We start from the raw sequence: 24238 nt of genomic DNA on the forward strand, positions 1-24238 counted from the left end.
GTCCGTTCCAACGGTCCGTTCCCATTCTCTCCGCCGAGAGGCCAGCCGATGCGCCAGTTGACCCCGCTCGACGCGCAGTTCCTGCACGCCGAGTCGGCGACCACCGCCGCCCACGTCGCGGGGGTGGCCGTGCTGGATCCGAGCCGCACCCCCGAGGGCAGGATCACCCGCGAGGCACTGATCGCGCTGCTGCGCGACCGGCTGCACCTGGCCCCGGCCCTCAGGCTGCGCCTGGTGAGCGTGCCGTTCGGCCTCGACCATCCGTACTGGGCGGAGGACCCCTCCTTCGACGTCTCCCACCACGTGCACGAGACGACCCTGCCGATGCCGGGCGACGACGCCCAGCTCGCCGAAGCGGTCGCCCGGCTCCACGAACGGCGGCTGGACCGCCGCCGCCCGCTCTGGGAGATGCACCTGATCCAGGGCCTGACCGGCGGCCGGGCCGCGCTGTACGTCAAGGTCCACCACTGCGCCATCGACGGGGTGTCGGGCGCGGAGACGCTGGCCGCCCTGCTGGACCTCACCCCCGAGCCGCGAGCGGTCGAGCCGCCCGCGGAGCGCCGGCCGACCGCCGCGCCGGGGATCGTCACGATGCTCGCCGGGGCCGTCACCCGGTCGGCGACCCATCCGCTGCGGGCGCTGCGCTCCCTCGGCCGGGCCGCGGCCGACCTCGACGCGATCCCGCTCGCCGCCACCCTGCCGGGGGCCCGCCTGGTGGCCGCCACGACCCGGATGATCCGGGGGACGACCAGGGACCTGCCCGCGCTGCCCTCGCTGGCGGCCCCGCGCACCCCGTTCAACGGCCCGATCAGCGCCCACCGGCGCTTCTCGTACGGTTCCGTCCCGCTGGCCGACGTCCGGCGGGTGGCCAGGTCGTCCGGGATCAGCGTCAACGACGTGGTCATGGCCCTGTGCACCTCGGCTCTGCGCTCCTGGCTCGAGGAGCGCGGCGCGCTCCCGGACCGGCCGCTGATCGCCGCGGTCCCGGTCTCGGTCCGCACGGCACGCGTCCGCGGCGACCGGCGCGGGCAGGGCGGCCGGAGCGAACAGGACGGCCAGGGCGGTCAGGGCGGTCAGGGCGCCGTCGGCAACCAGATCTCCGCCATGATCACGCCGATGCCCACCGACGTCGCCTGCCCCCGGGAGCGGCTGCAGGCCGTGGGAACGGCGATGCGCACCGCCAAGCGCCGCTTCGCCGGCTCCCCGTCCGCCTGGCCCAGCGAGCTGACCTCGATGATGCCCGCGCCGGTGACCGCCCTGGCCACGCCCGCGCTCTTCCGGCTGGCCTCGATGGGGGCCCCGCCGGTCAACCTGATCGTCTCCAACGTGCCGGGGCCGCAGTTCCCCCTGTACCTGTGCGGGGCCCGGGTGCTCGGCTACCACCCGCTGTCGGTGCTCAGCGACGCGACCGGCGGGCTCAGCATCACCTGCTTCTCCTACGACGGCTCGCTCGACTTCGGCGTCGTCGCCTGCCCGGACCGGGTCGAGGACGTCTGGCGGCTGATGGGCCACCTCCAGGAGGCGATGGACGAGCTGGTGGAACTGGCCGGTCCCGCTCCGGCCGCCGCTCCTGCTGCGGCCGCCGCTCCTGCTGCGATCCCGGTCCCGGCCGCCGTGGCGGCCTCCGCCTCGGTCGCGGAGTCGAGCCCGGTCTGAACCCGGTCTCCCGGTGAGTCCGGTCCCCCGGTCCGAGCCTGCTCTCCCGGCCTGAGCCCGGCCTGGACCGCGCGTCCGCGCCGGGCCCGATCCGAGCCGCACGCCCGCGTGCCGCGCCCTCCCGGCCGGGAACGGCCGGCAGGTCGCGGTGGTCACGCCAGGGCGTGCACGATCAGCTCGGCCACCGCGTCGGGGTCGATGTGGTGGCCGGTGAGCTGGCAGAGGTTCTCCTGGTGGAGCAGGACGGCGGCGAAGGTGACCGCCGCGACCTCGAGCCGGGCGGCGTCGCCCCGGGCGCCGGGCCGGGCCAGCTCCAGCGCGAACCTGGCCCGGCGGATGATCTCACCGTTGAGGTGGCCGAGCCGGGCGCGGACCGAGCCGTGCGTGTCGGCCTCGCGGAACAGGATGCGCCGCATGGCCGGGGAGGCCCTGATCGGCAGGCGGCGGGCGAGCCGGGACAGGGCGCCCGCCGCGTCGCCGGGGACGGCCTCGGCCTCCGGGGACTCCTCCAGCACCAGCGTGCGCTCGTCGACCAGTGCGACCAGCACGTCGATCTTCCGGGGGAAGTAGTGGAAGACGAGACCCTTGGGGACGTCCGCCAGGCGGGCGATCTCAGCCGTGGGGGTCGCCTCGTAGCCGTCGCGGGCGAACAGCTCCTCGGCGGCGTCCAGGATGCGGGCGCGCGCATCCGGCTCCCCCGTCCCGCCGGGGCCGCCGGGGCGCCGCGATCTCCTGGCGCGGTGACGGAGGCTTCCCACAGCCCGACGATAACCTCGCGGGCCGGGCGGATTCCATGTCGCCGGGGGAACAGGGCCGTACGCGCTCAGTCACCGGCCCCGACGGAGGACAGGAGCATGGGCAGCGCGCGGCGCAGCTCCCTGTTCCAGTAGGTCATGTTGTGCCTGCCCCGGTAGAAGTGCGTCTCGACCGGGATGCCCAGCTCTCCGAGCCGGCCGGCGAAGGCGGTGGCCGCCTTGCGGGCCAGTTCCTCGGTGACGTCGCCGAACAGCTCGCCCGGTCGCGGGCGTCCGTCGCCCGCGGCCACGTAGAGGCGGACTCCGCGCAGCTCGGCGGCCCGGTGGTAGGGGTTGTGCTCCTCCCAGACCCTCCGGTCGCCGTGCGGGTCGCCCCAGATGCGCTTCCAGTCGGTGCCGAAGCAGCCCGCGGTGGTGCCGAGCATGACGGCGAGGTCGACGCCGGGCAGCAGTGTGTGCACGGCGCCGCTGAAGGAGGCCGCGGCCTTGAACCTGCCCGTCGCGGCGTAGAGCATCGCCCCCTGGCCGCCCATCGAGTATCCGGCGATCGCCCGGTCGCCGCCCGCGCCGTACCGGCTCTCCAGCAGGGGCAGCAACTCCTCCAGGTGGTGGGTGGCCCATCGGGGCGGTCCGCCGCGGCCGCCGTTGTACCAGTCGGAGTAGCTGCCGCACCTGCCGCCGTCGGGCATCACGACGATCACCGGGGCGGCCGCGGTCAGCCGCTCGACGTCCGACCTCGACCAGCCCCGGTGGTCGTCCAGCCCGCCGTGGAGCAGCCACAGGGTGGGCCAGGTCCGCCCGGAACCGGCCGACCAGCCCTCGGGCAGCAGCAGCCGTACCGTGGTGACGTCGTCCAGTGCGGCCGAGCGCAGGGTCAGGTCCATCCGGCGGCCGTCCAGCCGCCGCTCCCTGACGACCTCGATCCCCGCCGGCGCCCCGGGGGTCCCGCGGGTCTCCGGGGTCGCGCTCGCCCGCGGCTCCCCGGTGGCGGGGGCGCCCGTCGGCTCGGCGCCCGGGCGGCGCTGAGCGGTGATCAGTGCGATCGTCGCGGCCACCACCAGGACGAGCAACCCGGTGACGGCCACGGCCCCGACGAGGAGCCCTCGTAGCCGTGAACCGGGTGCCATGCGAGCCGCCTCCGCCCGTGCGCCGACCCGGCACATGCTAATCCCGGGACGATCTCCCCGGATGCTCAGGAAGTGAGCGAACGCCGGGGAATAGAGTGGCTGGCATGAGCCTTTCTGAGCTGAACCTCTTCCCGCTCTGCCTGGGCGGCAACGTTTTCGGCTGGACCGCCGACCGGGACGCGTCCTTCGCCGTCCTGGACGCCTACGCCGAGGCGGGCGGCAACTTCATCGACACCGCGGACTCCTACTCCGAGTGGGTCCCCGGCCATGTCGGCGGCGAATCGGAGACCATCATCGGCGAGTGGATGGCCTCCCGGGGCAACCGCGACCGCATGGTGGTGGCCACCAAGGTCAGCTCTCTCTCGACCCGTCCGGGACTCTCCGCGGCGAACATCCGCGCCGCCGCGGAGGACTCGCTGCGGCGGCTGCGGACCGACCACATCGACCTGTACTGGGCGCACTTCGACGACCCGGAGACTCCTCTGGAGGAGACCCTGGAGGCGTTCGACGCGCTGGTCCGCGAGGGCAAGGTCCGCAACATCGGCGCCTCGAACTACGACGCCGGCCGGCTGGCCGAGGCGCTGGAGATCTCCGACCAGAAGGGCCTGGCCCGCTACGGGGTGCTCCAGCAGCACTACAACCTGATGGAGCGCGGCTACGAGGGCGCGCTGCGCGACACGGTCGTCGAGGGCTGCCTGACCAGCACGCCGTACTACGGCCTGGCCAGGGGCTTCCTGACCGGCAAGTACCGGCCGGGGGCCCAGGTGGACAGCCCGCGGGCGGCCAAGGCGTCGGAGTACCTCGCGACCGAGCGCGGCCCGCGGGTGCTGGCCGCACTGGACGAGGTGGCCGCCGCGCACGGCGCCGTCCCTGCCACGATCGCGCTCGCCTGGCTGGCGGCCCAGCCCACCGTCGCCGCGCCGATCGCCAGCGCCCGCAGCGTCGAGCAGCTCCGGCCGCTGCTCGCGGTCGCCGACGTGAAGCTGACCGCCGAGGAGCTCGCCCTGCTGGACGAGGCTTCCCGCTAGGGCCGCCGCCGAACGGGTGAAGGGCCCGGCCGCCCCGAGGCGGCCGGGCCCTCCGGTGGGACCCGGGACCCGTCCGGCGGTCTTCGCGGCCGGGGCCCGGGACCCGCCCGGTGATCCCCGTGGCGGGGACCGCCGGACGTCCGGTGCGCCGGGCTAGTGCTCGGCGGCCTTCTCCGCGCCGACGCCGGTGAGCGCGCGGACCTCGATCTCGGCGTACTTGGCCGAGTTGTACTCCTTGCTGAGCTTGGTGCCGATCCAGCCGGCCAGGAAGCCGATCGGGATCGAGAGCAGGCCCGGGTTGCTCAGCGGGAACCAGGCGAAGTCCGCACCGGGGAAGAGCGAGGTCTTGCCGCCCGACACCACCGGCGAGAAGATCACCAGGACGAGCGCGGAGACCAGGCCGCCGTAGATGGCCGAGGTAGCGCCCGCGGTGTTGAAGTCCTTCCAGAACAGGCTGTAGAGGATCGCCGGCAGGTTGCCCGAGGCGGCCACGGCGAAGGCCAGGGCGACCAGGAAGGCCACGTTCTGCCCCTGCGCGAGGATGCCGAGCCCGATGGAGAACGCTCCGATGACGAAGGCGGAGACCCGGGCGACCAGGACCTCCTCCTTGTCGGTGACGTTGCCGCGCTTGAAGACGTGCGCGTACAGGTCGTGGGCGAAGGACGAGCTGGAGGCCAGCGTCAGGCCGGCGACGACCGCGAGGATGGTCGCGAAGGCGACCGCCGCGATGATCGCCAGCAGGATCGTGCCGCCCACCTCGCCGAAGATCTCCTGTCCGATCTTCTGGGCGAGCAGCGGCGCCGCGGTGTTGCCCGCCGCGTCCATCGCCTTGCTGCCGACCAGGGCGGCCGCGCCGAAGCCGAGCACGAGGGTGAGCAGGTAGAAGCTGCCGATGATGCCGATGCCCCACAGGACCGACTTCCGGGCGTCCTTCGCGGTGGGCACGGTGTAGAAGCGGATCAGGATGTGCGGCAGGCCCGCGGTGCCGAGCACCAGGGCCAGGCCCAGGCTGATCAGGTCGAGCTTGCCGGCCAGGCCCTGCGCCTCGGTGCCGTACTTCAGGCCGGGCTTGAGGAAGGCCTCGCCCTTGCCGCTCTGCGCGGCGGCGTCGCCCAGCAGGGAGGAGAGGTTGAAGCCGTACTTGCCCAGGACCAGCAGGGTGACCAGGGTCGCGCCGCCCATCAGCAGCACGGCCTTGACGATCTGCACCCAGGTGGTGCCCTTCATGCCGCCGACGACCACATAGATGATCATCAGGACGCCGACGCCCACGATCGTCAGCGCCTTGCCGGTCTCCGAGGTGACCCCGAGCAGCAGCGTGACCAGCGCGCCCGCGCCGACCATCTGGGCCAGCAGGTAGAAGATCGACACGACGATGGTGGAGACGCCCGCCGCGGTGCGGACGGGGCGCGGGCTCATCCGGAAGGCCAGCACGTCGGCCATGGTGAACTTGCCGGAGTTGCGCATCAGCTCCGCGACCAGCAGCAGCGCCACCAGCCAGGCGACGAGGAAGCCGATCGAGTAGAGGAAGCCGTCGTAGCCCGAGAGGGCGATGATGCCGGCGATGCCGAGGAAGCTGGCGGCCGACATGTAGTCGCCGCCGATCGCCAGGCCGTTCTGCGCGCCGCTGAAGGACCGGCCGCCGGCGTAGTAGTCGGCGGCGGTCTTGGTCTGCCGGCTGGCCCAGAACGTGATGCCCAGCGTCGCGGCGACGAAGACCAGGAACAGGATGGTCGACAGGGTCTGGGAGCTCATTCGGTCCGCCCCTCGATCTCGTGGCGGATCTCGTCTGCGATCGGGTCGATCTTCTTCTCCATGTGCCGCGAGTAGGCCCAGGCGATGCCGAACGTGGAGACGAACTGCAGGAAGCCGAAGATCAGGGCGACGTTGATGTTGCCCAGCACCTTGGTGCCCATGAAGTCGCGCGCCCAGCCGGACAACACCACGTAGAGCAGGTACCACGCGAGGAAGGCGGCGGTCATCGGGAACGTCCAGGCGCGGAAGCGGCGCTTCAGCTCCTGGAAGCGCTCACTCGCCTGCGCCTGTTCGTAAACCGATGCGTCATGTTGTCTGGTGGTCAAGGGGGAGACCTCCCATGAATGTGATCTGGATCACGGCTACCGTAGGAGCGGCGGGTACCCCGCGAGGAGACCCCCGCACGCGTTCTTCGCCCAGCCGCCGCCCGGCCGCGTTCAGCTGGATACGGTCTGCGGTGAAAGGTCCTTCCCGTGCGCCGAACGGCGAGCGGCCCGCCTGGTCCGGCCGTCTTCTCCGGGCCGGTCCGCCGTTCAGCACCCCGGATCAGGTCGAGTCCGGCTCCGGACCGTCGCTCCCGTCCCCGTCGGTCGGCTCCGGGCCGTCGGTGGTCTCCTCGCCGCCGGTCTCCCCGTCGGTCGGTCCCGGGCCGTCGGTGGTCTCCTCGCCGCCGGTCTCCCCGTCGGTCGGTCCCGGGCCGTCGGTGGTCTCCTCGCCGCCGGTCTCCCCGTCGGTCGGTCCCGGGCCGTCGGTGGTCTCCGGACCGGTGTCAGTGGGGCCGGGGGGCGTCGTCTGAGGGACCGCCGGGGAGGTCGTCCGCGGCCCCGGCGACGGACCGCCCGGGGAGAGGACCGGAGTCGGGCTCCCGCAGCGCAGCCCCGAGCCCGGGGGCACCGCCTGCTCGCACTCCTTCACGTACGCCGCGGCGGAGGCCGGGTCGACCTCGACGAGCTCGTCGAGGGCCTCCTGCATCCGGACCTGGTCCCCCACCCCGGCGTATCCCACCACCTCGGAACGGAGCATCAGCTCCGTCAGGTCCTCGGACACCGGGCCGGGGAAGTACGCACGCAGTTCCTCGGCCTCGCGGAGTTCCGCGAGCCCTTCCTCGTAGCGGCCGAGGTTGACCTCCGCCGTCCCTCCGCAGACCCGGCAGACGGACTGGGCCTCCGGTGAGGGAGGGACGGCGGCGCGCCGGCCCGAATCCGCGGGCACCGGACCCCGCCGGTCCGCCGGCCCGTCCAGGGCCCTGACCTTGCCGGTCCACTCGGCCAGCTCCTCGTTCTGCCCGTTGCGCAGCTGCTCGCCGCACTTGCGGAGCAGCCGGTGCACGAACCCCGCGACGCCCTCCTCGTTCCGGGCCGAGACGAGGTCGTCCGTCGGGGCCACGGCGGTCCCGGTCCCGGTCCCGGTCTCGGTCTCGGTGCCGCCGCCCCCGCCGCATCCGCCCTGTGCTCCCACCGCCAGCAGAACCGCCAGACCCGCCAGTCCGGTCGCGGCGATCCGCGATCTCGGTCTCCCCATGACGAACTCACCCCCGTGTCCGGACAGTTACCCTGTGCAACCATCCGGACACGTCAGGTACCGCGCGGACGCCAGTCGCCCCGGTCCACCTTCAGCGCCTCGGGGGTGTGCAGGCGCACCATCGTGCGGGCCACGCCCTTCGGGATCCGGCCCGGCGTGAGCAGTGAGACGACGACCATGACCAGGAACGCGATCGGGACGGTCCAGGCGGCCGGCTGGGCCAGCAGCGCGCCGGGCAGGCCGCGGTAGGGTCCGCCCACGATCGTGGCGAGCACCGCCGCGCATGCCAGCCCCCCGCCGGTCAGCAGCCCCGCCATCGCGCCCGCGTCGGTGAACCGCCGCCACCAGATGCCCAGGACCAGCAGGGGGCAGAACGACGAGGCGGCGACCGCGAACGCCAGGCCCACCACGTCCGCCACCGGCAGCGAGCGCGCCGCGGTGGCCAGCACCAGCGGGACGATCACCGCCAGCACCGTCGCCAGCCGGAACGAGCGCACCCCGCCGCGCAGGATGTCCTGCCCGATCACCCCCGCCACCGAGACCGTGAGCCCCGACGAGGTGGACAGGAACGCGGCGAACGCCCCCGCCGTCACCAGCGCCGAGAGCAGGTCGCCCGCCGTACCGCCGACCAGGCGGCCCGGCAGGGTCAGCACCACCGCGTCGGTGCGGCCGGTCATCAGCAGTTCGGGGGCGTAGATCCGGCCGAGCGCGCCGTAGACCGCCGGCAGCAGGTAGAAGGCGCCGAGCAGCGAGAGCACCACCAGCGTGGTACGGCGGGCCGCCCGGCCGTCGGGGTTGGTGTAGAAGCGCACCAGCACGTGCGGCAGGCCCATGGTGCCCAGGAAGGTCGCCAGGATCAGCGAGTAGGTCGAGTACAGGGGGTAGTCCCTGCTCTCCAGCGGCAGCGCCCACTGGCGGTCGGTGAGCGCGGGCAGGTTCTCGGCGTGCGGCACCGCGGCGCCCGCCGGGAAGGTGACCGTCGTCTCGTGGGCGACGGTGTGCGGGCCGGGGGTCAGCGTGATCCGCGCCCGGTCGAGGGGGCGCCCGTCCAGCCGGCCGGTGACGGTCACCTCGACCGGCTCGGCCACCCGCACGGTGACGTCCACGGCGACGGTGACCGTGGTCCGCTCGGCGAAGACCGGGGGCGTCTCCCCGCCCGGGGCGGGGGCGCCGTCCGCTCGCCAGGCCAGCAGCAGGAAGACCACCGGCAGGGCGAGCGCGGTGAGCTTGAGCCAGTACTGGAAGGCCTGCACGAACGTGATGGAGCGCATGCCTCCGGAGAGCACGTTGACCGCGACGACGACGGCCACCAGCAGGCCGCCGGCCCACACCGGCGCGCCGGTGATCGTGCGCAGCACCAGCCCGGCGCTCTGGAACTGCGGCATGAGGTACAGCCAGCCGATCAGCACCACGAGCACGCTGGCGCTGCGGCGCACGATCATCGACTCCAGGCGGGCCTCGGCGAAGTCCGGGAGCGTGTAGGCGCCCGACCGGCGCAGCGGCGCGGAGACCAGCACCAGCAGCACCAGGTAGCCGCCCGTCCAGCCGACCGGCAGCCAGAGCATGTCGGCGCCGTAGGCCAGGATCAGCCCGGCGATGCCCAGGAACGACGCGGCCGACAGGTACTCCCCGCCGATCGCGGAGGCGTTCCACAGCGGCGAGACCGTGCGGGAGGCCACGTAGAAGTCGGAGGTCGTGCGCGACAGCCGGAGGCCGAAGATCCCGATGAGGACGGCGGCCAGCACCACGACGACGACCGCCGACACCCCGTAGGCGGTGTTCACTCCGGGCCCCCGGTCCGGCCGCCGTCCACCCCGGCCGCCGTCTCCCCCGCGGTCCCGGCCTCCGCCGCCCGTCCCGCCGCCGTCCGGGCCTCCGCCGCCCGTCCCACGGTCGTCCCGGTCCCCGCCGCCGTCCGCCCCGCCGGCTTCGCGGTCACTGCCGCTCCACCAGGTCGGCGAAGTGGCGCTCGTTGCGCTCGGCCTGCCGTACGTAGAGCCAGGCTCCGGCGACGAACCCCGGGTAGACCAGCCCGGCGAGCAGCGCCCAGGGCAGGCCCACGCCGAGCAGCCGCACCTCGCGCAGCTCCGGCACGAGCAGGAACAGCAGCGGCAGGCCGCCCACCACGCAGGCGAGCACGGTGCACACGAACAGGGCGAGCCGGAACTGGGTGCGCACCAGGGATCGCATGTACACCTCGCCCAGGCGGGTCTGCTCGTCGATCTCCCGGGTGGCGGGGTACCGGGAGCGGCGGGCAGCCTGGGTCCTGGGGCTGGTCACCACCTCGCGGCGGGGCCGTTCGCCGGGCCGTACCAAGCGGTCGGCCACGCGCAGCGCTCGGTCGCTGCGGCGCCGCGGCGCGGTCCCCCGCTCCTCGTCGCCCCCCTCGCCGGGTCCCCTCCCGGCGTCCCGCTCCGCACTCCGGTCCGTGCTCCGGTCCACACTCCGGTCCGTGCTCCGGCCCGTACTCCGACCCTGGTTCCGGCTCGTACTCCCGCTCGGGTTCCGGCCCGTTCCGCCGTCGCCCGCGCCCCGCCCGGCCGTCACTCGGACCTGCCCCTGCGGGCGCGCCGTACCAGCAGGTCGCGCAGCTCGCGGGTGTGGCGGCGGCTGACCGGGATCTCGGTCTCGCCGATGCGGACCACGCAGCGGCCCGAGTCGATGTGCAGCTCGTCGATGTGCTTGACCGCGACCAGGTGGCTACGGTGCACCCGGACGAACCCGGCCGAGGCCCAGCGCTCCTCCAGGGTCGCCAGCGGGATGCGGACCAGGTGGCTGCCGCCCGCGGTGTGCAGGCGGGCGTAGTCGCCCTGTGCCTCCACGTAGCGGACGTCGGTGCTGGAGACGAACCGGGTCACGCCGCCGAGCTCCACCGGGATCGTCTGCGGGTCGGTACGGCCCGCACCGCCGCCGTCGCCGCCCCCGTCCGGCAGCTCCGCCGAGACGCAGACCCGCCGGATGGCCTCGGCCAGCCGCTCCGGGCGAACCGGTTTGAGCAGGTAGTCCTCCGCCTTGATCTCGAAGGCGTCCACCGCGTGCTCCTCGTAGGCGGTCACGAAGACCACCCGGGGCGGGTTCGCGAACTGCGAGAGCAGCCTGCCGAGCACCACTCCGTCCAGACCGCGCATCCGGATGTCGAGGAAGACGGCGTCGATCGGCCGCCCGTCGGCGATGGCGCGGTCCAGCACGCGCAGCGCCGCGGCGCCGTCCCTGGCCAGGGAGACCTCGTCGATGCGGGGGTCGTCGCGCAGCAGGTAGGCCAGGTCCTCGAGCGCGGGCAGCTCGTCGTCCACCGCCAGAACACGCAGGCCGGTCACGCTCGCTCCTCCGGGTCGTGCGTCAGGGGAATCCCTAGAGGGTGATGAATCAGACATCACGTGTCAACAGTATCCGGCCTGCTCAGCGCACGGAGCAGCGCTCCGTGGCGGTGCAGCGTCAGGGAGAGCGGCACCATGAGCGCCAGCAGCAGGCACCCGCAGACGACCGCGAGGGTCTGCAGGCCGTACGCCCTGCCCACCAGCCCGCCGGCCAGCGCGCCGAGCGGCATGAGGCCCCACAGCACCGTGCGGATCGCCCCCAGCACCCGGCCGAACAGGTGCGGCGGGACCAGGGCCTGGCGGACCGACATGACCAGGACGTTCCAGACCAGCAGCGCCCCGCCGCCGAGCGCCATCGCGACCGCCAGCGCCGCCGGGGACGGGAAGGCGCCGATGAGCACGAAGCAGGCGCCGGGGACGGTCAGCGCCACGCCCATCACCACGGCCCGCGACCACCTGCGGACCAGCACCGGCACGACCAGCCCGCCCGCCACCCCGCCGGCGGCCGAGGCCAGCACGAACCAGCCGAACGCGGCGGCGGGCAGTTCCAGCACGTCCGTCACGAACAGCACCATCACCGACATCATCGCCTGGAACGCCGCCCCGGTCAGACTCGCCACCACGGTGAGCCCGCGGATCAGCCGGTGGTTCCAGAACCAGCGCAGGCCCTCGGCCATCTCCGCGCGCAGGTTCGCGGACCGCCCCTCCACCGCTCCGCCCGCCTGCCCGCTCTCCGGCTCACCCGGGTGCCCGGCCGGGTGCCCGTCCGCTCCGCCGGCCGCGTGTCCGCTCCCCCGTCCGCCCTCCGGCCCGGCCGCATGGCCGTCCGCCCGCTCCGCCGTCCGCCCGGCCCGGTAGCGGCCGGGCAGCAGGAGCAGCACCACCCCCGCCAGCAGGAAGCCCAGCGAGTTCGCCAGGAACGGCCAGGCGGCCGCGACCACGAACAGCGCGCTCGCCAGCGGGGCGCCGAGGAAGCCGTCCGCGACGACCGACGCGGCCTCCACCCGGCCGTTCGCCTTCTCCAGCTGGTCGCGCCGGACCACGGAGGGCGTCATCGAGTGGGCCGCGTTGTCGTAGAGCGTCTCGACGGCGCCCAGCGTGAAGGCCGCCGCGTAGAGCATCCACAGCGCCGCCTGCCCGGCCAGCACCGCCGCCGCGAGCAGTCCGACGATCACAGTCCTGACCAACTGGGCGGCGATCATGGCCCGGCGGCGGTCGACCCGGTCCACCAGGGCGCCGCTGACGATCGCGAACATCAGCCACGGCAGGATGGTCAGCGAGGTCAGCGCCGCGACCAGCACCGGGTCCTGGGTGAGGGTGACCGCCAGCAGCGGCAGGGCGACCTTGCCCACGCCGTCGCTCAGGTTGGAGACGGTGCTGGAGGCGAACAGGATCCAGAACCGCCGCCCCAGCCCGCGCGGGAGCGGGGTCTTCCCGGCGTCCGGGGCGGTCGCCGGTCCTGGGGCGTCCGTACGGCCTGCGGTCATCGATCCTCCGGGGGAGAGGGCGGGTCGGTCGGCGGAGGGCCGGGTCGGTCCGCGGACGCTCCGGGTCCGCGGAGGGCGGGGTCAGTCGGCGGACACTCCGGGATGGTACTTGGGCAGCCGGACGCTCACCTTCGTCCCGGCGCCCCGGCCGGTCTCCACCACCAGGCCGTACTCGTCGCCGTAGACCTGGCGCAGCCGCTCGTCCACGTTGGCCAGGCCCACTCCCCCGGTCCCCGACCGCGCGTCGGCGTCACCGGCCAGGATGCGGCGGAGCCGCTCGGGGTCCATGCCGACCCCGTCGTCCTCGACGCTGATCCGGCACTCGGCCCCCGAGTCCTCGGCGAGGATCGAGATCCGCCCCACGCCGGGCTTGCTCTCCAGGCCGTGCCGTACGGCGTTCTCCACCAGGGGCTGCAGGCACAGGAACGGCACCGCCACCGCGAGCACTTCGGGCGCGATGCGGAGCGTGACCTGGAGCTGGTCGCCGAAGCGGGCGCGCTCCAGGGTCAGGTAGCGGTCGATGGAGCGCAGTTCCTCGGCGAGCGTGGTGAACTCCCCGTGCCTGCGGAAGGAGTAGCGGGTGAAGTCGGCGAACTCCAGCAGCAGCTCCCGGGAGCGGTCGGGGTCGGAGCGGACGAAGCTCGCGATCGTGGTCAGCGAGTTGTAGATGAAGTGCGGGGAGATCTGCGCGCGCAGCGCCCGGACCTCGGCCTCCATCAGCCGCGTCCGGGACCGGTCGAGCTCGGCCAGCTCCAGCTGCGAGTTCACCCAGTTCGCGACCTCGTGGGCGGCGCGGACCAGGCCCGCGGAGGCGTGGCCGCCGTAGGCGGCCAGCGAGCCCACCACCCGGCCGTCGGTGGTGAGCGGCACCACGACGGCGAACCGGATCGGGCACTCGGGCAGGTCGCAGGAGACTATCTCCGGCCCGAGCACCTGCGTCCGGCCGTCGGCCAGGGTCTTGCCGGCGTGCTCGAAGGCCTCGCGGGCGTGGTGGTCGCCCTCGCCGTCGTAGACCAGCAGCCGCTGCTCGTCGGCGACCGCCAGCGCCGGCGAGCCGAGCAGCGCGCGCAGGTGCCGGGAGGCCTTCTGGGCGCCCGCCTCGGTCAGCCCGGCCCGCAGCGGCGGGGCCGCGAGCGAGGCGGTGTGCAGGGTCTCGAAGGTGGCCCGCTCGGCGGGGCTGCTGCCCAGTTCCCGCCGCCCGCGCAGCACCCTCCAGAGCACCAGGGCGGGCACGCCGACCAGGACGACGACCAGCAGCACGGCCACGACGGGTTCCACGCCCCGGACCCTATCCGCCCCCCGGCCGTGCCGGGCACCTTCTTCCGGGGCCGTCCGCCCGCGCCGGCCCCGCCGACTCGGGCGCGGGGCCGGCGGGGCCGGCGCGGGCGGGCAGGGCTGACCGAGGCGGGCGGGGCGCGGTGAGGTTCGCGCCAGGATGGTGGCCGCCGACTATGTACAACGTTGAATACAACGTTGTAGAAAGATCTGGGAACGGGGGCGTCCGGTCGGGGACACGTGCGAGGCGCAGCGGAAGAGGTCTTCATGGGTGCCAGAGTCGTTCGACGCATGATCGTCACCTTGGCGGGGCTGGCCTGCCTGCTCGCGGCGGCCCCGGCCGCGGAGGCGGCGGATCCCGCACGGGCCGCGGAGGCGGCGGATCCCGCCCCCGCCCCGGAGGCCGCCGGCCGGTCCCCGGCCTCCTCCGAACGGGCTCCGACCGGACCGGCCGCGGGCGGACCGGACGCGGGACGCGGGCCCGGCACCTACACCAACCCGGTCAGCGGCTCCTTCTCCGACACCTTCGCCGATCCGGCGATCGTCCGGGGCGAGGACGGCTGGTGGTACGCCTTCGGGACCAGCGACCCCCTGCGCGAGGGCGAGGGGACCCGCCACCACCTGCCCATCTCCCGCTCGCGGAACCTGGTCGACTGGTCCTACGTCGGCGACGCCTTCACCGAGCGGACCCTGCCCGCCTGGGCCGACGCCGCGGCGGGCGCGAGCCTGTGGGCGCCGGACATCCGGCGCGTGGACGGCGAGTACCGCCTGTACTACGTGGTCACCCAGACCACCGTCACACCGGAGCCCGGTGACAACGCGATCGGGATGGCCACCGCGCCGACGCCGGCCGGCCCGTGGACCGACTCGGGCGCCCCGGTCGTGGGGCCGCGCCGGGGCGCCGGCGCCTCCGGCGACTTCAAGTGGACCTTCGACCCCGCCCACGCGGTCGACACCGACGGGACCGAGTACCTCGTCTACGGCTCCTACTACGGCGGGATCTTCATCACGCGCCTCGACCCCACCGGCAGGAAGGCCGTGGGCGAGCCCACGATGATCGCCATCGACAACAAGTTCGAGGGCGGCTACCTGGTGCGCCGCGGCGGCTACTGGTACCTGTTCGCCTCCTCGGCCGACTGCTGCGCCGGGCCGACCACGGGCTACAGCGTCTACGCCGGGCGCTCGCGCGCCATCACCGGCCCCTACCTCGACCGGGAGAAGGTGCCGCTGACCGTCTCGCGGGCGGGCGGCACGATCGTCATCGCGCCGAACGGCAACCGCTGGGTGGGCACCGGGCACAACGCCGTCGTGACCGATCCCGCCGGTCAGGACTGGCTGGTGTACCACGCCATCGACCGCGCCGACCCCTACCTCGACGAGCCGTTCGGGATCAACGAGCGGCCCATGCTGATCGACCGGCTCGACTGGATCGACGGCTGGCCGACCGTCCGGGGCGGCGCGTGGGCCTCGGAGGACCCGCAGCGGGCGCCCGGCCGCACCGGCCCCGTGAAGGTCGCGCCCACTCCCCGCCCGGGCCCGGTCGACCGCCGCCGCAGCGACGAGTTCGACGGCACGGGGCTGGGCTCCGGCTGGAGCTGGGTGCGCGGGCCGCAGGGCGAGGTCACCGGCGGGGCGCTGCGCTGGCCGACCCAGGCCGCCGAGCTGAACAGAGAGGACAACACCGCCTCCGTCCTGCTGCGCGAGGTCCCCGAGGGCGACTGGACCGCCGAGACCAGGCTCCGCATCGACCTGGGGACCGACAGCGTCCGCAACTACCAGCAGGCGGGCCTCATCGCCTACGCCGGTGACGACCTCTACACCAAGCTCGTCCACGCGGCGATCTGGAACACCCGCCAGACCGAGTTCGGCAAGGAGATGCCGTACGAGGGCCGGATCGCCTACGGCGGCACGATCGTCGGGCCGCCCGCCGAGGAGACCTGGCTGCGCCTGATCCACCGCGTCGACCGGCGCAACGGCGAGCACGAACTGCGCGCGGCCACCAGCCGCGACGGCCGCAGGTGGGTCTTCGGCGGCGTGTGGACCCTGTCGGCCGACGCCGACCTGCGCGTCGGGCTCATCTCGCTGGGCGGCGCGGGGGCCACGGCCGAGTTCGACTACTTCCGCCTGCACCGCCGCTGACCCGCGGCGGAGGGGCGGGGTCGCGACCGGGCGGGTGCGGACCGGAAGAGCGCCCGGCCCGCACCCGCCCCGGTGACGTCACCGCCGAGCGGGGCCGCGCCCCGGAGTCCGGGACGCGGCCCCGCGAGGGACCGCGCGGGCGGGACCTCCCGCCGGGCCGCGCGGTCACGCGATCGGTCGCGCGGGCGGGACCTCCAGACCGCGCGGCACCGCGATCGGTCGCGCGGGTCAGACGCCCGCGGGGACCTTCGTGTTCTCCCGGTCGAGGTGGGCGCGGAGCTGCTCGCCCTCGATGTCGACGTTGGGCAGGGCGCGCGACAGCCAGCGGGGCAGCCACCAGGCGCCGTCGCCGAGCAGGGACATCACGGCCGGCACGATCGTCATCCGGACCACGAAGGCGTCGATGGCGACGCCGATGGCCAGGGCGAAGCCCATCGACTTGATGATCGGGTCGTCCATGAGCACGAAGCCGCCGAAGACGGAGATCATGATGAGCGCGGCGGCGGTGACGACGCGGCCGCCGTGGCCCATGCCGTTGACGGTGGCCTGGCGGGCGGTGTCGCCGTGCACGAAGTCCTCCCGCATCCGGGAGACCAGGAAGACCTGGTAGTCCATGGCCAGGCCGAACAGGATGCCGATGAGCAGGATCGGCAGGAAGCTGACCAGCGGGCCGGGCGTGTCCAGGCCGACCAGGCCGGCCAGGTGGCCCTGCTGGAAGATCGCGACGGTGATGCCGAAGGTGGCGCCGACGGTGAGCAGGAAGCCCAGGGCCGCCTTGACCGGCACCAGCACCGAGCGGAAGACCAGCATCAGCAGCAGGATGGACAGCCCCACGACCAGCAGCAGGTAGACCGGCAGGGCGTCGGAGAGCTTCTCGGAGATGTCGATGCCGACGGCGGTGACGCCGGTCAGGGCTATCTCCGCGCCGGAGACGCCGGAGACCCGCTCGCGGATCTCGTGGACCATCGTCTCGGTCGCCTCGTCGGTCGGGCCGGTCTTGGGGATCACGGACAGCAGTGCGGTGGTGCCTGCGGCGTTGAACCCCTGCGGGGCGGCGGCGAGGACGCCGGGCGTGCTCTGGATCAGCTGCTGGGCCTGCGCGACGGCCTGCTGGGCGGCCGGCGCGGAGTCGGCCGTGATCACGGCGACCAGCCGGCCGTTGAAGCCGGGGCCGAAGCCCTCAGCGGTGAGGTCGTAGGCCTCGCGGGGGGAGGAGCCGGCCGGGGCGGTGCCGGCGTCGGGCAGCGCCAGGCGCATGTCCGCCGCGGGGACGGTCAGCGCGCCCAGGGCGAGCACGCCGGCGAGGATGAACGGCAGGCGGTGGCGGGTGACGAAGTAGCCCCAGCGGAAGCTGAGGGGCTGCCGGGCCTCCTCCTTCCCGGCGGCGCCGTTCTCCGGCGCGGCGGCGCGCTGCCTGCGGGGCAGGACGCGGCGGCCGGCGAAGCCGAGCAGCGCGGGCTGCAGGGTGATCGCCACCAGCACGGCGACGGCGACGGTGCCCGCGGCGGCCAGGCCCATGATGGTCAGGAACGGGATGCCCACCACCGTCAGGCCCGCGAGCGCGATGACCACGGTGGCGCCGGCGAAGACGACGGCCGATCCGGCGGTGCCGACGGCGCGCGCGGCGGCCTCCTCGGGCTCCAGGCCGTCGGCGAGGTTCTGCCGGTGCCGGGAGGTGATGAACAGCGAGTAGTCGATGCCGACGGCCAGGCCGAGCATGAGGGCGAGGATGGGGGCGGTGGTGGTCAGTTCGACGGCGCCGCTGAGGGCGTAGAGCCCGGCCATGCCGGCGCCGACGCCGATGAGCGCGTTGAGCAGGGTCATCCCGGCGGCGACCAGGGAGCCGAAGGTGATGACCAGGACGATCGCCGCCACCAGGACGCCGAGGGCCTCGGTGGAGCCGATCTCCGGTTCGGCGCTGGTCACCTCGCCGCCGGCCGCCACCCGCAGGCCGGTGGCCTCGGCGGCGGCGCCCACCTTCGCGTAGGCGTCGCGCTGGGCGTCGGTCACCTCGTCACCGCGGGCGGCGAACTGCACCTGGATCAGGGCGTAGCGGCCGTCCGGGGAGAGCGCCTTGGTCTGGAACGGGTCGAGGGCGGCCAGCACGCCGGGCAGCGCCGAGGCCTCCTTGACCAGCGCCTGCAGGGTCGCCCGGTCCTGCGGGGAGGCCAGCTGCCGGCCTTCGGGGGCGGCGACGACGATGGTGCCGGTCGCCCCGGAGGCCTGCGGGAACTCCTCGGCCAGGGTGTCGAGTGCGCGCTGCGCCTCGGTGCCCGGCATCGAGAAGTTGCTCGCCATGGGCCCCATGAAGGCGGCGGCGGACCCGCCGAGGGCGGCCAGTACGGCGAGCCACAGGGCGAGGACCAACCGCCGGCGGCGGAACGAGGCCCGGCCGAGCCGGTAGAGCAGGGTTGCCATGAAGCATCCTTGTCGGAAATGTCGGGATCTTTGGAAAGAGCGGAAGGCGGCGGGAACGCCGCCGGGCGCGGGTGAGGTCGGGGACGCCGTCAGGCGCCGGTGGGGTCGGGGACGCCGTCAGGCACCGGTGGGGTCGAGGGCCCGGGCCGCGCTGCGGACCAGGGCGGAGCGGAGCTCGTCGTCGCCGATCCCGCACGGCTCCATGCAGGCGACCGGGACGCCGCCGAGCACCAGCAGCGCCGCCGCGCGGGCCGCGGGCTCGGCCGAGCGGCCGGTGAGCGCGGCCAGGAGCCGGTCCGTCATCTCCTGCACCCCCGCGAAGGCCGGGCGCTGGAGCAGGTCGGGCAGGTCGCCGTACAGGACGGTGACCTCTCGCCGGAAGCGCATCACGAGGTCCACGAACCCCTCGACGGCCGCGCGCCGTACGGCCTCGTCGCCGAGGGCGGCCAGCCGGGCGTCGAGCGTCTCGAACGCCTCCACCGCGGGTGCCAGCAGTTCGGCGAGGATCGCGTCCTTGCCGTCGAAGTGGTACAGCAGGGCGGCCTTGGAGCAGCCGACCGCCCCGGCGATGTCCTGGAGTGAGGTGCCCTTGAAACCGGTCGCGGCGAAGAGCCAGGACGCCGCGTCCAGGATCTCCTCCCGGGTGCCCGAGCGGGCGCTGCGAGACATCGAAACCCACCTCCTCCTCAAGAATGCCTGTCCGATCGGTCAGGGTTTGACCGATCGGACAGTTTTCCGGAGTGGGTTACCTCACATTTCGCACCGGTGGCACGTTCTGTCGCGGAAGCAAGCTCCGTCCCGGCGGGCTCCCGCCCGGCTCACCAGCCGACCGTGGAGTCGCCCGCGACGAGGGACCGGGCGATGACCATCCGCTGGACGTCGTTGGTGCCCTCACCGATGGCCATGAGCGGCGCGTCGCGGTAGAGGCGCTCGACGACGAACTCCTGGGAGTATCCGTAGCCGCCGTGGACCCGCATGGCCTCCATGGTCGTCCGGAGCGCGACCTCCGAGGCGAAGTACTTGGCCATCGCGGCCTCGGCCGTCACCGCGCCGCCCTCCGAGCGGACCGCCGCCCAGTAGGTGAGCAGCCGGGCGGCCTGGATCTCGGTGGCCATGTCGGCGAGCTTGAGCTGGATGGCCTGGAAGTCGGAGATGGGCCTGCCGAAGGCGTGGCGCTCGCGCGAGTAGGCCAGCGCCGCGTCGTAGGCGCACTGGGAGACGCCCACCGCGCGGGCGGCGATGTTGATCCGGCCGAGCTCCAGCGCCGACAGGGCCTGCTGCATGCCCCGGCCCTCCGTCCCGCCGAGCAGCGCCGAGGCCGGGACGCGCACGTCGTCGAGGACGACCTCGCAGGTCTCGGTGCCCCGGTAGCCGAGTTTGGGCAGGTCGCGTCCTACCGTGTAGCCGGGGGTGCCGGCCTCGACGAGGATCAGGGACATCCCGCGGTGGGCGGGCTCAGTGATCGAGGTCTTGACCAGGACGGGCATCGGGTCGGCGTGCCGGGCGTTGGTGATCCACGTCTTGGTGCCGTTGACCACGTAGTGGTCGCCGTCGCGGACCGCGCGGGTCCGGATGCCCTGCAGGTCCGTGCCCGCCCCCGGTTCGGTCAGCGCGATCCCGGTACGGCGGGCGCCGGTGGCCAGGTCCGGCAGGTAGGCCTTCCGCTGCTCCTCGGTGCCGTACCGGGCGATCATCCACGCGGCCAGGGAGTGCGAGCCGAGCACCCCGGCCACGCCCATCCAGCCGCGTGCGATCTCCTCGAAGACCAGGGCGAACGAGACCCGGTCCAGCGCCAGCCCGCCGTACTCCTCGGGGATCGTGATGCCGAACAGCCCCAGCTGCCGGAACCGGTCGACGATCTCGGCCGGGTAGCGGCCGGTGCGCTCCCACTCCGGGGCGACCGGCACGATCTCGGAGTCGACGAACTCCCGCAGGGTCCGCTGGAACAGCCGCTGCTCGTCGTTCAGCTCGAAGTCCACCCCTGGACGTCCTTTCGATCGTGGCACGGGGAGGCGGGCGCGGTCCTCGGATCGCCGTCGGACCGGTCCCGGCCTCAGGCGAGGGGGACCGGACGTCCCGGCTCTTCGCCGCGCTCCTTCAGGTAGACCGCCGTCGGGACCATGACCCTGCGGCGGAAGACGCAGACCAGGGTGCCGTCCTGCTTGTGCCCCCTGGTCTCCACGCGGACTATGCCGCGGTCCTCCTTCGAGGCCGACCGCCGCTTGTCCAGCACGGTCGTCTCGCCGTAGAGCGTGTCCCCGTGGAATGTGGGGGCGACGTGCCTGAGCGACTCGACCTCGAGGTTGGCGATCGCCTTCCCGGAGACGTCGGGCACGGACATGCCGATCAGCAGGGAGTAGACGTAGTTGCCGACGACGAGGTTCCGGCCGTGGTCCGTGGTCGCCGCGTAGTTGTCGTCCAGGTGGACGGGATGGTGGTTCATGGTCAGCAGGCAGAACAGGTGGTTGTCGTACTCCGTCACCGTCTTCCCGGGCCAGTGCCTGTAGACGGCGCCGACCTCGAACTCCTCGTAGGTGCGCCCGAACCGCATGCCTCCCCCTCCGCCGTGGTCCCCGCGTCGCCCGGCATCCCGGCGGCGTCAGACCGGAACATTGTTCCACCGACGAGGTCGTCGCACCAGCTCCCGGCGGCGTCCGGGGCGGCTTCCCATTTGTCCAAAGTCCAAAATCCGACGTCCGAAAGTCCGAAGCCGCAGCTCTGGACGAAGATCGCTTGGCCGGGACGGGGGCGGCGGGCAAGCTGATCGAGTCCTCGGCGCCCGCGGTCCCCGACCGCGGTGCGCCCTCCCCCGCCGGTCGCCGAACCGGCCGGGTCCGTGTCGGAGAACGAAGGAAGACCACCTTGCAGTACAGGAAACTGGTGCCCGCCGTAGCCGCTCTCGCCGTGCTGTGCGTCCCGTCCGTCGCCAGTGCCGGGACCGCGGGGGCCTCCGCCGACGTCCACCGGAAGTCCGCCGCGTGCGCGTCGCCCAGCGGAAAGAAGATCAACGTCTCGTGGGGTGACGGCAACGTGACCACCACCGTGTACTACAACAACCACTGCAACCAGAAGCGGGCCGTCAAACTGCAGTTCGTCCGCGAGAACGGCACGATCTTCTACAAGTGCTTCACCGTCGGCGCCCGGAGCAAGGGCAGCAAGAAGATCGACCACAGCATGCCCAACAAGGTGACGCTGCCCGGCAGCTGCTAGGGCCCGCATCCCCCGGCACCCGCAGCCGGGGGAAGCGCCCGATGTCCCGCTCCGCCCCGCGGGCGGAGCCGCAACGAAGATCACCGGACCGGCCCGCTCGGTGCGGTGACCGCAGTCGAACGAACACATTCACCGGATGAGGAGACCTTCATGCCCATGTCGTCTCGCAGGACCGGCCTGCGCACCCGCGCCGCCGTCTTCGCCGCCGCCTCCCTCGCCGCCGCCGGTCTCGGCGTCGGCACCGCGGCTCCGGCGTCGGCGGACGTCCACCGCGGAGTCGCCGGCTGCTTCGCCTGGTCGTGGGGGGACGGGAACACCTCCGTGACGGTGTACTGGAGCAACCGGTGCAACAACAAGCGCAAGCTGAACATCAAGTACAGCCTGGGCTGGACCACCAAGTCCTACACGGCCGTCGTCGGGGCCAACGGGAAGGGCCACAAGAAGTTCCAGACCGCCTCGATCGTGTCCATCGCCGACGGAGGCCGGGCCTAGCCGCTCGGAGTCCGGATCATGAGGTGAGCCGGAAGCCGCAGGTCCGCGGATCGCGCCGCGCAGGCGGGGTCCTGGCCGGGGAACCGGCCGGGACCCCGCCGAAACGGAAGGCGGGCCCGCGCCGTTCCTTGATCGGCTGATGCGGCGCCCGGCGGTGCCGCGCCCGGTGTACAGCGCCGCGCCGCAGCGGTCAGGCGGCCTGCCCGCGGGTGGCGTAGAGGTTCATGTCGGTGAAGTCGAGGGTGACGGTGCTGGGCTTGTGGAAGCTGTGGAAGAAGGCGGCCGCCACGTCGAACCCGTTGGGGGCGAGGGGTGCGTCCGGGTTCGTGAAGCAGTAGACGCCGTCGGCGGCGACTCCGCCCAGGCGCATCTCCTTCGGATAGCAGGGATAGGCGACGACCGGGTGGCTGCCGGCGAAGGTCTCGACCGGGCGGTCGCGGTCCACGCGGACCTGCAACCGCTCGGCCGTCGCCCCGTTCACGATCCCGGCGACCTCGCTGTGTCCGCCGAAGAGCACACCCACCACCCCCGTACCGGAGCCGGCGGCGCCGGCGACCCTGCCCCTGGTGTGGAGCGCGTTCTCCCGGGCCAGCCACATCGGCAGGGGCGCGGTGCCCGCCCGCTCGGCGGCGGCGCGTACCTCGCCGGCCGTCTCGGGGGTCCGGCGCCGCAGGACCAGCCGCCGGCCCGCGTAGTCGAAGGTGGTCAGCAGGTGGTAGAAGACCCACATGCCGATCATGCCGTCGGTGTCGGTGTCGACGTCCGCGCCCGACTCCGTCGCCGACCAGCTCACGGGGACGTTGCGCAGCTCGATGCCGCCCAACCGGAACGAGTCCAGCGCCCCGTAGTGCATCCATACGGTGCCGTTCAAGTAATCGATCTTCTCACTGGCGACGGGCCTCAGCCCGGCCTCCCTGGCCACCGTCGCCGACACCTGCAGCGACGGGGCGCCGGTGTAGAACGTGAAGCGCTTCGGCGGCCCGCCGTTGACCGAGGCCTCGACCAGCGGCTCCGGATCCATCTGCTTCCAGGGCAGCTGCGCGGTGTCGCCGCGGACCTGGTACGGCTCGCCGGAGAACGTCGCGAACCATTCGGCGTAGCTCTCCTGGCCGGCGGCTCGCCAGTGCGGTGCCGAGAGGGAGAGTCTGTCCTGCCGGATGTAGCAGTCGGCCAGGAATCGGTTGGCGTCCCTGTCGTCGGGCGCCAGAGCGACGGCCAGCTTGAGGTATCTCTCCGCGTCACGGAACCGGTTGGCCAGCAGCCCGACGTAGCCGCGCCGACGGGCCGCGTGCAGGTTCTCGGGGTCCTTTCTCAGGATCTCCTCGTACGCGCGGCCGGCCTGCTCGAACCTCCCGGCCTTGAACAGCGCGTCCGCGTCACCACCGCCGGCTCGTGCCGTGGCCGCCTCACCGAGCAGCGGCACCGTCGCGGCCGCACCGGCCAGCACGGCGGCGCCCCGCAGCAGTGAGCGCCGGTCCCATCGCCTGTCGTCAGCCATGCCCTCTCCCATTCGTGATCATATTCGCCGCGGCTCTCGGTCCGACGGACGGTTACAGCGTCTCCGGGCCGTGTCCTCGCCTCGTCCGCGCCGTGTCATGGTCGGGTCACGGCCGCGATCGGCGACGGCGCCGCCGTACCCGCGACGGGGTGCGTCGCGGCGTGCTCGTGCGGACGGCGCGACATCGCGTGGGAGGAGACGGCGGCTCTCGTCGCGCCCGGAGACCACGCGAGCGTGTCGATCGCCGGTCGGACCGGCCGTCCAGGGCGGCGTGCCGATGACCGGTCGACGGCGGCGTTCCGACTGACCGGCCGACGAGAGTCCTGGCGGTGCCATGGGGCGTCCGCGACGCCGATCGGAGGCGTCCGGCGGCTTCCGGTAACCTACTCCGTTCGAAAGCGTGTTGCCGGAAAGGGTCGCGCCGGATCCGCGGACGCGGATGCCGGGCGGTGCCGACCAGAACGGGTAGGGGATGCCGGAGTCACCGGACGTGCACAGGTCGCCAGATTCGCTCCCGGAGAAGCCGGGGTCCCGACGGGGGCGGAGGCCCGCCCGGCCCG

General features: G+C 73.5%; 21 protein-coding genes. 5 read left to right on the forward strand and 16 right to left on the reverse strand.

What is annotated here, in order from left to right:
• Positions 1-48: 48 nt before the first annotated feature.
• Positions 49-1656 (forward strand): WS/DGAT/MGAT family O-acyltransferase, encoded by a 1608-nt coding sequence (locus tag IEZ07_RS20550; protein WP_191896236.1) that lies wholly within the window; start codon positions 49-51, stop codon positions 1654-1656.
• A gap of 152 nt (positions 1657-1808) precedes the next feature.
• Here IEZ07_RS20550 and IEZ07_RS20555 read toward each other — a convergent pair whose 3' ends face one another.
• On the reverse strand, positions 1809-2414 hold the full coding sequence (locus IEZ07_RS20555) for a TetR/AcrR family transcriptional regulator (protein WP_068895549.1): 606 nt from the start codon (positions 2412-2414) through the stop codon (positions 1809-1811).
• A gap of 65 nt (positions 2415-2479) precedes the next feature.
• A complete protein-coding gene (locus IEZ07_RS20560) occupies positions 2480-3538 on the reverse strand; it encodes an alpha/beta hydrolase (RefSeq protein WP_191896237.1) in 1059 nt (352 codons plus the stop codon).
• 104 nt (positions 3539-3642) lie between these two features.
• Between IEZ07_RS20560 and IEZ07_RS20565 the strand changes: the two genes are divergently transcribed.
• The gene (locus tag IEZ07_RS20565; RefSeq protein WP_068895552.1) at positions 3643-4566 is read left to right on the forward strand and encodes an aldo/keto reductase; all 924 of its coding nucleotides are present in this window, start codon (positions 3643-3645) and stop codon (positions 4564-4566) included.
• Between the two features lie 153 nt (positions 4567-4719).
• On the opposite strand, the gene IEZ07_RS20570 is transcribed toward IEZ07_RS20565, so the two are convergent.
• The 9 genes from IEZ07_RS20570 to IEZ07_RS20610 form a co-directional block, all read right to left on the reverse strand.
• Positions 4720-6321 carry a monocarboxylic acid transporter gene (locus IEZ07_RS20570; RefSeq protein WP_191896238.1) on the reverse strand — a complete coding sequence of 534 codons (1602 nt, stop codon included), beginning with the start codon at positions 6319-6321 and terminating at the stop codon, positions 4720-4722.
• Positions 6318-6647, reverse strand: coding sequence for a DUF485 domain-containing protein (locus IEZ07_RS20575; RefSeq protein ID WP_191896239.1), 330 nt, complete (start codon positions 6645-6647; stop codon positions 6318-6320). Before IEZ07_RS20575 ends, IEZ07_RS20570 begins: the two co-directional genes overlap by 4 nt.
• Before the next feature lie 220 nt (positions 6648-6867).
• On the reverse strand, positions 6868-7842 hold the full coding sequence (locus tag IEZ07_RS20580; RefSeq protein ID WP_191896240.1) for a hypothetical protein: 975 nt from the start codon (positions 7840-7842) through the stop codon (positions 6868-6870).
• 53 nt (positions 7843-7895) lie between these two features.
• Complete coding sequence (locus tag IEZ07_RS20585) at positions 7896-9626, reverse strand: sodium/solute symporter (RefSeq protein WP_191896241.1); 1731 nt, start codon at positions 9624-9626, stop codon at positions 7896-7898.
• Positions 9623-9781, reverse strand: coding sequence for a hypothetical protein (locus IEZ07_RS20590; RefSeq protein ID WP_191896242.1), 159 nt, complete (start codon positions 9779-9781; stop codon positions 9623-9625). The genes IEZ07_RS20585 and IEZ07_RS20590 overlap by 4 nt, the downstream gene beginning before the upstream one ends.
• Positions 9778-10284 (reverse strand): hypothetical protein, encoded by a 507-nt coding sequence (locus tag IEZ07_RS20595; protein WP_204054499.1) that lies wholly within the window; start codon positions 10282-10284, stop codon positions 9778-9780. Before IEZ07_RS20595 ends, IEZ07_RS20590 begins: the two co-directional genes overlap by 4 nt.
• Before the next feature lie 101 nt (positions 10285-10385).
• Entirely contained in the window at positions 10386-11159 is a 774-nt protein-coding gene (locus tag IEZ07_RS20600; RefSeq protein ID WP_191896243.1) for a LytR/AlgR family response regulator transcription factor, read from the reverse strand.
• A 56-nt stretch (positions 11160-11215) separates the two neighbouring features.
• Complete coding sequence (locus tag IEZ07_RS20605; RefSeq protein ID WP_191896244.1) at positions 11216-12646, reverse strand: MFS transporter; 1431 nt, start codon at positions 12644-12646, stop codon at positions 11216-11218.
• An 81-nt stretch (positions 12647-12727) separates the two neighbouring features.
• Positions 12728-13924, reverse strand: coding sequence for a sensor histidine kinase (locus IEZ07_RS20610; protein ID WP_068895566.1), 1197 nt, complete (start codon positions 13922-13924; stop codon positions 12728-12730).
• Between the two features lie 288 nt (positions 13925-14212).
• On the opposite strand from IEZ07_RS20610, the gene IEZ07_RS20615 reads away from it, so the two are divergent.
• On the forward strand, positions 14213-16060 hold the full coding sequence (locus IEZ07_RS20615) for a glycoside hydrolase family 43 protein (protein ID WP_191896245.1): 1848 nt from the start codon (positions 14213-14215) through the stop codon (positions 16058-16060).
• 228 nt (positions 16061-16288) lie between these two features.
• Here IEZ07_RS20615 and IEZ07_RS20620 read toward each other — a convergent pair whose 3' ends face one another.
• The 4 genes from IEZ07_RS20620 to IEZ07_RS20635 form a co-directional block, all read right to left on the reverse strand.
• Complete coding sequence (locus tag IEZ07_RS20620; RefSeq protein ID WP_191896246.1) at positions 16289-18478, reverse strand: MMPL family transporter; 2190 nt, start codon at positions 18476-18478, stop codon at positions 16289-16291.
• A gap of 117 nt (positions 18479-18595) precedes the next feature.
• Complete coding sequence (locus IEZ07_RS20625) at positions 18596-19147, reverse strand: TetR/AcrR family transcriptional regulator (RefSeq protein ID WP_191896247.1); 552 nt, start codon at positions 19145-19147, stop codon at positions 18596-18598.
• 149 nt (positions 19148-19296) lie between these two features.
• The gene (locus tag IEZ07_RS20630) at positions 19297-20457 is read right to left on the reverse strand and encodes an acyl-CoA dehydrogenase family protein (RefSeq protein ID WP_191896248.1); all 1161 of its coding nucleotides are present in this window, start codon (positions 20455-20457) and stop codon (positions 19297-19299) included.
• 74 nt (positions 20458-20531) lie between these two features.
• Positions 20532-21029: a MaoC family dehydratase gene (locus IEZ07_RS20635; protein ID WP_191896249.1), complete on the reverse strand. Its 498-nt coding sequence runs from the start codon at positions 21027-21029 to the stop codon at positions 20532-20534.
• Positions 21030-21340: 311 nt separating this feature from the next.
• Here IEZ07_RS20635 and IEZ07_RS20640 point away from each other — a divergent pair, with 311 nt between their 5' ends.
• Positions 21341-21688: a hypothetical protein gene (locus IEZ07_RS20640; RefSeq protein WP_191896250.1), complete on the forward strand. Its 348-nt coding sequence runs from the start codon at positions 21341-21343 to the stop codon at positions 21686-21688.
• Between the two features lie 150 nt (positions 21689-21838).
• Complete coding sequence (locus IEZ07_RS20645) at positions 21839-22180, forward strand: hypothetical protein (protein WP_191896251.1); 342 nt, start codon at positions 21839-21841, stop codon at positions 22178-22180.
• A 190-nt stretch (positions 22181-22370) separates the two neighbouring features.
• Here IEZ07_RS20645 and IEZ07_RS20650 read toward each other — a convergent pair whose 3' ends face one another.
• A complete protein-coding gene (locus IEZ07_RS20650; protein WP_191896252.1) occupies positions 22371-23678 on the reverse strand; it encodes an aspartyl protease family protein in 1308 nt (435 codons plus the stop codon).
• Positions 23679-24238: the final 560 nt, after the last annotated feature.

This window comes from Planomonospora parontospora (assembly GCA_014647935.1).
In the GTDB taxonomy this organism is placed as follows: Bacteria; Actinomycetota; Actinomycetes; order Streptosporangiales; family Streptosporangiaceae; genus Planomonospora; species Planomonospora parontospora.